The sequence below is a fragment of the Methylomagnum ishizawai genome, from assembly GCF_900155475.1.
Classification (GTDB): domain Bacteria; phylum Pseudomonadota; class Gammaproteobacteria; order Methylococcales; family Methylococcaceae; genus Methylomagnum; species Methylomagnum ishizawai_A.
In genome coordinates, this window is the sequence record NZ_FXAM01000002.1 from 349,852 (window position 1) to 359,512 (window position 9,661).

The following is a 9,661-nucleotide window of genomic DNA, read 5'->3' on the forward strand; positions in this document are numbered from 1 at the left end:
TCAGTGTGTGTGGGATGCCGCCAGATCGGACACTTCCTCTTCCGGGGCCGGTCCCGTGTGCTGCTTGGCGAGCAACATATAGACCGCCGGGACCACGAACAGGGTGAACAAGGTGCCGACCGTCAAGCCCAGCACGATCACCATGCCGATGCTGAACCGGGACGCGGCCCCCGCCCCGCTGGCGAACAGCAGCGGCAACACCCCAAACACCATGGCGGCGGTGGTCATCAGGATGGGCCGGAGCCGGATACCGGCGGCGGTCTCGATGGCCTCGCGCTTGGACAAGCCCTGTTCTTGCAGGCCGTTGGCGAATTCCACGATCAGGATGCCGTGCTTGCTAATCAGGCCCATCAAGGTCACCAAACCGACCTCGGTGTAGATGTTGAGCGAACCGCCCCCGAGCCCCAGGCTGACGAACACCAAGGCACCGACGATGGACATCGGCACCGAGATCAGGATGATGAGCGGGTCGCGGAAACTCTCGAATTGGGCGGCCAGCACCAGGAAAATCACCAGCAGGGCGAAGCCGAAGGTGGTGATGAAATTGCCGGCTTCCTGGACGAACTGCCGCGATTGCCCGGCGTAATCCACCGAATAGCCCGGCGGCAACAAGCGCCCCGCGAGGTCGCGCATATAGTCCAGCACTTCGCCCTGGCTGAGGCTGGGGAAGGCGATGCCGGAAATGGTGGCGGCGTTCAACTGTTGGAAATGGTTGACCGACTGGGGGATGGTCTCGGTGCGGAGCCGGACCACGGTGGACACCGGCACCGCGGCGCCTTGGGCATTGCGGATGTAATAGCCTTCCAATTGGTCGGCGTTCAGGCGGAAAGACCGGTCCACCTGTGGAATCACCTTGTAGGAGCGGCCCGCCATGCTGAAGTAATTGACATAGCCGCCCCCCAGCATCGAAGTCAGCGACCCGCCGATATCTTGCATGCTCAGCCCCAACAAGGCCGCCTTGTCGCGGTCGATGTCCACCCACACCTGGGGATGGTTGAACTTCAGGTCGTTGTCCAGGTAGAGGAACATCCCGCTTTGCTGGGCCGCTTCCATGAATTCCTTCGCCACCGCGTCGAGCTGCTCGGCGGGTTCGGTGGTGCCGATGACGAACTGGACCGGCAGGCTACCGCTGCTCGGCAAGGACGGGGGCTGGAACGCCGCGACGAACATGCCGGCGATCTCGCCGACCTCCTGCTGAATCTCCATCATCAATTGGGTGGAGTTGCGCTTGCGCTGGTCCCAGGGTTTCAACACCATGCCTTCGATGGTCTGGCCCGCCATGTCCATTTGCAGCACATGCTCGGTTTCCGGGTAGCGCTTGAAGACGTCCAGCACTTGGTTGGCGTAGAGCTGGCGTTGCTGCTGGGTGGCGGTGGGCGAAGCCATTCCCAGGGCGAACAGGATGCCCTGATCCTCTTGCGGGGCCAATTCGCTGTTGGCGTTGGTGTAGAGGAAATAAATCGCCACCAGGATGATGCCCGCGAAGACGAAGGTGACGGGCCGGTAATCCAAGCTGCCGCGCAATTTCCGCGCATAGCCCGCTTGGCACCCATCCAGCACCCGGTCGATCCTGCCGACCAGCCGCGCTTCCCAACCGCCGTCGCCTTCCGCGGAACGCAGCAGGCGCGAACACAGCATCGGCGACAGGGTCAGGGCCACCAAGGCGGAGAAGGTCACCGCCCCGACCAGGGTGAAGGCGAATTCGGTGAACAAGGTGCCGGTCAGGCCGGTTTGGAAACCGATGGGCATATACACCGCCGCCAATACCGCGGTCATGGCGACGATGGGCGAGGCCAATTCGCGGGCGGCGCGGCGGGCGGCGGCCACTGGCGACAAGCCTTCGGCCAGATGGCGGTTGACGTTCTCGACCACGATGATGGCGTCGTCCACCACCAGGCCAATCGCCAACACCAAGGCCAAAAGGGTCAGCAGGTTGATGGAATAGCCCAGCATCAGCATCACGCCGAAGGTGGCGACCAGGGACAGGGGGATGGCGATGATGGTGATCAGCACCGAACGCGGCGATCCCAGGAACAGGAACACCACCAGGGTGACGATGAACAAGGCTTCGACCAGGGTTTCCACCACCTCGCGGATGGAACTGGTCACGAACACCGTGGAGTCGTAGACGATATCGCCGTCGATGCCGTTGGGCAATTGCGCCTTGATGGCCGGAAATTCGGCCTTGACCCGCTGCACCACGTCCAGGAGGTTGGCGCTGGGAGCCACTTTGATGCCGATATAGACCGCCTTTTGGCCGTCGAACCCGGCTTGCGAATCGTAGTCCTCGGCCCCGAGGCTGACGGTGGCGACCTCCTTGAGCCGGACCAAGTGGTCGCCCTCGTGCTTCACGATCAGCTCCCGGAACTCGTCCACCGAATGCAGGCTGGTGGAGGCCGCCAGGTTGACCTGCACCATCTGCCCCTTGGTCGAACCCAAGGCGGCCAGATAATCGTTTTGGGCCAGGGCCAGTTGGATATCGGTGGCGGTGAGGCCATAGGCGGCAAGTTTTTCCGGGTCCAGCCAAGCCCGCAGGGCGAAATACTTGGCCCCGATCAATTCGGCGGTCTGCACCCCCGCCACCGCTTGTAGCTTGGGTTGCACCACCCGCACCAGATAGTCGGTGACATTGTTGGAGGGCAGGATGTCGCTGGAGAATCCGATATACAGGGCGTCGAAGGATTGGGAGGGCTGCACCGAGATGATGGGATGCTGCGAATCCGGCGGCAGTTGGCCCAGGATCGAATTGACCTTGGCGCTGATCTCGGTCAGCGCCTTGTCCACCTTGTAGCCGAATTGCAGGTTCACGGTGATGGTGCTGATCCCGCTCACGCTGGTGGAGGTGATGTAGTCGATGCCGTTGGCCTGGGTGATGGCGGCTTCCATCGGGGTGCTGATGAAGCCCGCCACCAAACTGGGATCGGCCCCGAAATAGCCGGTCACGACCGTGATAACCGCGCTTTCGGTTTCCGGGTATTGCGCTATCGGCAAGGTCGCCACCGCCCGCACGCCCAGGATGAACAGCAGCAGGTTGACGACGATGGCCAGGACGGGGCGCTGGATGAACAGGTCGGTGAATCGCATCGGTGTGGCTGGGTGGGCGGGATTATTCTTCCCGGAGGACCGGGGCCGGGTCGTTGCTCGGTTGGACGCTGTTGTTGATCGCCAGCGCCGTGCCGTTGCGGAGCTTGGTCTGGCCGGCGGTCACGATCTCATCGCCTTCCTTGAGCCCCTTTTCCACCGCGACCTGGTCGCCACGGGTCTCGCCCAGGACGATGAAGGTTTCATGGGCCACGGGCTGGGGTTGGCCCTTGTCGTCCTTGCCCTGCCGGTCCACCCGGTAGACCAAGGCACCGTAAGGGTTGTAGGCGATGGCCGCGTTGGGCAGGGTGAGGTGGCGCTGCGGTTGGCCCACCTCGATATCGACGCTGGCGTACATGCCGGGCAGGAGCTTGCGGCCTGGGTTCTTCAACACCGCCCGGACTTGCAGGTTGCGGCTGCCGATATCGACCTTGGGATCGATGACCGCGATTTCCCCTGGGAAATCCTGGCCCGGAAAGGCGTCGGCGTGGACCGTCACCGGCTGGCCGACCCGGAGGTTGCCCAAGACCTGCTGCGGCAGGCTGAAATCCAGGTACAGGCTATCCAAGGCTTGCAGGGTGACGAACGGGCTGCCGATTTGCAGGTATTGGCCGACATCGACCTGCCGCACACCCAGCCGCCCCGCGAAGGGAGCGCGGATCAGCTTCTTATCCAACAGGGCTTGCTGGCCGAGGATGTTGGCGTTGGCCTGGGCCAGATTGGCGATATCGCTGTCCAGGGTTTGCTGGCTGACCGCCTTGGCCTGGAGTTGCGCCCGGTCGCGTTCCAGCGTGATGCGGGCCAATTCGGCGGCGGCCTTCAGGGCTTGCATCCGCGCCAATTCGTCCTGCATCCGCAATTCCAGCAAGGGCGCACCCTCGGCCACGTCCTCGCCTTGCTTGAAATGGACCGCGGCGACTACTCCGCCCACTTCGCTGCCGAGATCGACTCCGCGCACCGCTTTCAGGGTGCCCACCGCCCGCAGGCTGGAGCGCCATTCCTCATAGCGGGCCGTGGCCGTGGACACCGTTTGGGGCGGATGTCCGTGTTCGGCGAGGTACTGCTTGATCATCTTGTTTTTGAACGCGATGAAGCCGAACACCGCCCCCAAGACCAAACCGACCACCAGGAGCATGATGAGCATCCGCTTGATCATGGGCGCGCACCGCCTCGGGAATGCACGGAATCCGGCATGGTTAATTCTCCGTTTTGTCTGTGGGGGGAGTGGTGGGGGGCGTGCGGTTCCACCAACCGCCGCCCAAGGCTTGGAACAGGGCCGCGCTGTCGCCGAGCAGGGTGGCGCGGGCCTTGATCCAGCCGAGTTGCGCCTGTTTATAGTTGCGCTGGCTATCGAGCAGGGCCAGATAGCTCAAACCGCCGGTTTCGGACTGGGCTTGGGCCAAGGTCAGGTTTTCTTGGGCGATTTGCACGCTGGAGGCCTGCACTTCCAGGGTTTGGTGGTCGGCTTCCAGGTTCTTCAGGGTGTTGGCGACATCCTGGAAAGCCTGGAGGACGCTGCTGCGGTATTTGGCGGCGGCCTGCTGGAAACCAGCGATGGCCGCTTGCTGGGCGTGGGTGTTCTTGCCCCACTCGAACAAGGGCTGGGCCAGGTTCAAGCCCACGCCCCAAATCCCCGAACCCGGCATCAGCAACTGGCTGGCCTGGGTGGCGAAGCTGCCCAGGTCGGCTTTGAGGCTGATGTCGGGGAACATTTTGGCGGTCGCCACCCCGACCTGGGCGCTGGCGGAATGGGCGGCGGCTTCGGCGCTACGCACGTCGGGCCGCTGTTCGACCAGCTTCAAAGGCACGCTGAGGGGGAGCTCGGTGGGTGCCTGTAGGTCGTCCAGGGTGAATTCCTCCGGCAGGGGTTCCCCCGGAAAGCGTCCGGTCAACACCGCCAATTGGTGGCGGGATTGGGCGAGTTGTTGGCGTAGGGCGATGAGGTTGGCTTGGGATTCGTTGAAGGCGGAGGCCTGCGACAGGACCGCCGATTCGGCCACGGCCCCGAGTTGGGCCTGTTGCCGCAGGATGTCCAGCCCTTGCCGCTGGAGTTCGGCCAGTTCTTCCAAGCTGGCGAGTTGCCCCCTGAGCGAGGCTTCTTGGACCGCATTGGCGACGATATTCCCGGCCAAGGTCAGGTAGGCGGCTTCCAGCTGGAAGCGTTGATACTCTTCTTGGGCGGTTTGATCTTCGATCTGCCGCCTGACCTTGCCGAACAGATCGACGGTATAGGACACGCTGGCGGAAATATCGTAGATGGCGAAACGGTAATCGGGGCCGTTAGGATTACCGAACATGCCGGAGGCGATGGACTGGTAGCGGGACATGGCCGAGGCTTGGAACGAAGGCAAGGTACCGCTTTGCTGCGAGGCCAGGTTTTCCCGGACCTGGGCCAGCGAAGCCTGGGCGGAGGCGAGGTCGGGGTTGTTGATGAAAGCCCGCTCGATCAAGCCTTTCAGTTCGTGGGAGCGGAACAAGGTCCACCATTCGGCGGGGATATCCCGTCCCACCCTGATGCGCTGACTTGGGGGCGTGACGGGCCGCACGCCAGTATAGCTAGCGGCGGTGGACAGTTCGGGACGGCGGAAATCCGGGCCTAGCGTACATCCCTGGATCAATGCCGCGCAAGACACGGCAATGAGCGACCATTTCGCTGCTAGGAATGAATGGGTGGGAGGGTTGTTATGTTTCACTAGGGAGCGCTGTTGTTGCTTTATTAACTTCGCCTAGGCATGGGGTATATGGATACCGCTGCCCCGCTCTTTATTTGAGATCATCCTAGCCTTTCCGGGGTCAGCCCTAATCCCCTGGGCCTCTGGTCCTCTAATTCCCCCTACCCCAAGCCGGTGAAATAATCCCCCGCTCCTACCACGGTCCAGCGACTCCCGTGACCATTCCGCACGGGGTATCACCGGTTCCTTCCGATGCGTGGGTTTTGAGTGTAGCACGTCGCTTGGTTTTTCAAGCTTTCCATGTGGCTTGGCGGCATCGGATTAAGTCAACGGTTTTCACAGGCTTATCCGGTTGAAGCGGAGCGGGCGGGTGAAAAAACCCCTTCCGGCTCCACGGAGGGATTCCGCCTCTTACAAGGATGGGTTTTTGAAAAACCAGGAGGCGCGACAAGGGGTTGGGGTATATTGGTGGATAACGACGCACACCCTGTACCGGAAGAACCGCCATGTCCCGAACTGTACCAATGGAACCGGCAGATCGCCACCCATTTTCCGGGCCCGCCGAAGCCCATGGCGACGGGCTTGGTCCTGTGAGCCTGGGCAGGATCGTGGTGGGCGCTTGCAGCCTGCCAGCGGGGCCGGATCGCCATGCCGAGGACCACCTTTGTGAAATGTGTCTAATTGTTGCCAGACAGTTTCTAAGCCCGCGCTCCAAAGCGCTTGCCCAAATATACGGGTAAATACATTCCGCTGGCGGGGAGGCTATGCTAGATTTCCCTGCGGGCGGCAGTGCACGCCTTATCCCGTACCCTTCCCTATAACCCTTTCGAGGCTCCGCATGAAACCCATTGAAATCAACAGCGTCGTCAAGTCGGTCACGTTCCTGACCGCCCAACCCGACGGTACTTACCAGACCGAACGCCTTACCGAGACCGGTCCCCGTAAAAAACAAGCCAAGGCCTTGAGGCCCCTGGAACGCGTGGTCAGGAAATTGGTGAAGAGCGAACTGGCCGCCGCCAAGGTCTACCTGGAACGGCATGACCGTTCCAACCAGCGCAAGTCGAACGGCTGGTTGAAAGACCTCGGCAAGAACCTGGGCAAAGCCGTGAAATCGGCCAAGGACAGCGCCAAGCAGCCCAAATTGACCATCGTCCGCTAACCCCATCCCAGCGAAGCATCACCATGACAACCCAAACCTCCGAACAAACCCTGAATGCCGAGGACACCGCGCCCGGCATGATCATCCTCGACGTCGGCACCCAAAATGCCAAGCGCATCAAGAAGCTGTGCAAGGGCAAGGGCAAGCTGCTCCGCAAGGTCGATGAGGCCGTGGACCAGCTGCGCGACGCGGGCAAAGTCAAGCGGGATGCCCAGGTGGTCCTGGTCGTGGTCCGCAAGGAAGTCGGCCTGTTCGATTCCGACGACGACGATGACGACGACGATTGAAAGCGTCCCGTACCTCCGTGGGTCATGGCCCACGGGGGATTCAGGGACGGCGGGCGATATTCAACGGCGAGGGATGCGCCCGGATTTCCTCCACCATCCGCGACAGCAAGGGTCTCGGGCTCAATTCCTCGAACACCGGCGCCTCTTCCTGCAATAGATATTGGATGCTTTCCGTCCAGCGCACGCCGTGGTCCAACTGCTGCACCAGGTTATTGGCGACCTCGTCGTCGCGGTAAGGCAGGGCGGAAAAATTGGCGATCACCGGCACCATCAGCGGCGCGAAGGCAAAATCCGCGATGAAGGCGGCGAAGGCGCTTTTCATGGCCCCCATATAGCGCGAGTGAAAAGCGGTGCGGACATTGAGCGGCACCGCCCGCGCGCCCCTGGCCTCGAACAAACCGGCCAGCCGCCGCAAATCCGCCTCGGGACCGGATAGGACGGTCTGCGTGGGGGTATTGAGATTGGCCGCGTCCACGCTGTCGATACCCGATTCCGCGAACACCGCCGCGATGTCCCCACGGCTGGGGCCGATCACGGCCAACATCCCGCCGCCGCTCAATGCCCCCATCAAGGCACCGCGCTTCTGGACCAGTCGCAAGCCGTCGGCGAAACTGAACGCCTCGGCGATCAACAGGGCGTTATATTCGCCCAGGCTGTGCCCGGCGGCGAAATCCGGTGCCCGGCCCAAGCTGTCGCGCCGCTGGTAATAGGCCAGGGCACCGACGGTATACAGCGCCGGTTGGGTATAGGCAGTATCGGCCAGTTGGTCGCCGGGGTCTTCGAGGCACAGCCGCCGCAGCGAATAGCCTAGGATATCCTCGGCTTCCTCCACCACCTGGGGATAGGCATCGAACAAGTCCGCGCCCATGCCACGCATTTGGGCACCTTGTCCCGGTGCCAAGAAAATCAAAGTCATCGGCGGACCTCTGGAGATAGGGCGGTTTCGAGTTGGGCCAGGGTGTCGAGATTACGGCCAAAGCGGTTCATGGCGGCGAAAGCCGGGACCGATGGCCCGAGGATTTGCCGCACGAAGGCCGCCAGGGTTCCGGTCGGGCTGCAATCCACGAAAATCCGGGGTTCCGCCGCCCACAGGTTGACGACGAGGTCGCGGAACCGCAGCAGGCCGCGGGCGGTGCGCCAAAAATACAGGGCGTCGTACTGGTGGACGCGGCCCGCGAGCAGGCTCGAATAAATAGGATAGGCCGGCTCCCGGAAACGGAGCTGCGCGACATGGGCAGCGTAACCGGGTTCCGCCGGGTCCAGCAAGGCGCCATGGAAGCCGTAGCGCACCGGCAACCGCGCCCAGCTGACATCCAAGCGGCCCAACCGGTCCACCAAGGCATCGAACCGGGCCAGGGACGTGGTGACCACGAAATGCCGGGGGGAATTGATGCAACCGATTTCGGCCAATTCGGCGAGTTCGGGATGCTCCAGCCACAGGGCGGGAGAACCCAGCACCGCCACCATCGCGGCTTGGGGCGCTTGCCGCATCACATGCCGGGAGTGCGCCCGCAACACGCCGAGGGTTTGGCCCAGGTCCAACGCGCCGCCACAACCGCCGCCGTGAATTCGCCTAAGCTATACCCGGCCAGCGCGGCGGGCCGGAGACCCCGCGCCAACAAGCATTGCGCCAGCGCATAGCCCTGGGCCAGTAGAACCAGGTTGGTTGCTTCGAGGTCGTCGTAACCGTCGCTCTCGTCCATCGGACGGCCAAACACGCTGTCCACCAGGGAGCCGCCGCCCACGGGACCGGCCAAGGCGGCGCATTCGTCGAAAGCCGCCCGGTAGGCCGGATCGGTGGCATAAAGCTCCGCTCCCATTTGATAGTATTGGGCACCCTGCCCCGAAAATAAAAAAATGACCGATGCCACTGCCACCACCGTTGCGAAAGATTCCCAGGCGACCGGCCCATCCGCCCTGGAGACGGTGAGGATCGCGCTGCATACCCCTAATCCCGGACGGGGAGAAGGGTGGAACCGGTTGGATCGATATGGGCCTGCTCGACACGGCGGAACGCGAACGCGCCGCCCGCTTCGTATTCACGCGGGACCGCTGGTCCCTACACGGCGGCCCATAGCCTGTTGCGGGCCATGCTGGCCCAATTCCACGGACTGCCGCCCTTGGCGTGGCGCTTCCGCACCCAGCCCCCATGGACGGCCAGAAATCGATCCCGCCTGTGGGATCGCGCCCCGCGCCCCGTTTCAATATCACCCACACCCATGGCCTTGCCGCCTGCGCCTTGACGGTGGACGCCCCCCCGCCGACCTCGAATTCGGGGTCGATGCGGAATGCCTGGAGCGCTCGCCGGACGCCCTGGCGCTCGCCGAACGCTTTTGTTCGGCACGGGAAGCCGCTTGGCTCGGTTCACTGCCGCCGGAAGCGCGGCAGGGCGAATTCCTGAGGCTGTGGACGCTCAAGGAAGCGGTCGCCAAGGCCACCGGACTCGGCCTGCACCTCGATTT

Annotated in this window: 7 protein-coding genes and 1 pseudogene; 3 read left to right on the forward strand and 5 right to left on the reverse strand. The window is 63.0% G+C overall.

What is annotated here, in order from left to right; all coding sequences use genetic code 11:
* Genes B9N93_RS22010 through B9N93_RS22020 form a run of 3 tightly spaced genes read right to left on the reverse strand, consistent with a single transcriptional unit; the run spans nucleotide 1 to nucleotide 5,714 of the window.
* Nucleotides 1–3,084: an efflux RND transporter permease subunit gene (locus B9N93_RS22010; RefSeq protein ID WP_085216530.1), complete on the reverse strand. Its 3,084-nt coding sequence runs from the start codon at nucleotides 3,082–3,084 to the stop codon at nucleotides 1–3.
* 22 nt (nucleotides 3,085–3,106) lie between these two features.
* Nucleotides 3,107–4,237, reverse strand: a complete 1,131-nt coding sequence (locus B9N93_RS22015; RefSeq protein WP_085216531.1) for an efflux RND transporter periplasmic adaptor subunit — start codon at nucleotides 4,235–4,237, stop codon at nucleotides 3,107–3,109.
* A gap of 40 nt (nucleotides 4,238–4,277) precedes the next feature.
* On the reverse strand, nucleotides 4,278–5,714 hold the full coding sequence (locus B9N93_RS22020) for an efflux transporter outer membrane subunit (RefSeq protein ID WP_176225395.1): 1,437 nt from the start codon (nucleotides 5,712–5,714) through the stop codon (nucleotides 4,278–4,280).
* Nucleotides 5,715–6,591: 877 nt separating this feature from the next.
* On the opposite strand from B9N93_RS22020, the gene B9N93_RS22025 reads away from it, so the two are divergent.
* Both B9N93_RS22025 and B9N93_RS22030 read left to right on the forward strand, forming a co-directional pair.
* Complete coding sequence (locus B9N93_RS22025; protein ID WP_085216363.1) at nucleotides 6,592–6,912, forward strand: DUF6312 domain-containing protein; 321 nt, start codon at nucleotides 6,592–6,594, stop codon at nucleotides 6,910–6,912.
* A gap of 23 nt (nucleotides 6,913–6,935) precedes the next feature.
* Entirely contained in the window at nucleotides 6,936–7,199 is a 264-nt protein-coding gene (locus B9N93_RS22030; protein WP_085216364.1) for a DUF6200 domain-containing protein, read from the forward strand.
* 40 nt (nucleotides 7,200–7,239) lie between these two features.
* On the opposite strand, the gene fabD is transcribed toward B9N93_RS22030, so the two are convergent.
* Nucleotides 7,240–8,115 (reverse strand): ACP S-malonyltransferase, encoded by an 876-nt coding sequence (fabD, locus tag B9N93_RS22035; protein WP_085216365.1) that lies wholly within the window; start codon nucleotides 8,113–8,115, stop codon nucleotides 7,240–7,242.
* Nucleotides 8,112–9,019: pseudogene (locus B9N93_RS22040) on the reverse strand (acyltransferase domain-containing protein). Before B9N93_RS22040 ends, fabD begins: the two are co-directional and overlap by 4 nt.
* A gap of 37 nt (nucleotides 9,020–9,056) precedes the next feature.
* On the opposite strand from B9N93_RS22040, the gene B9N93_RS26930 reads away from it, so the two are divergent.
* On the forward strand, nucleotides 9,057–9,661 hold a 605-nt coding region (locus tag B9N93_RS26930; protein ID WP_139826516.1), incomplete at its 3' end, for a 4'-phosphopantetheinyl transferase family protein.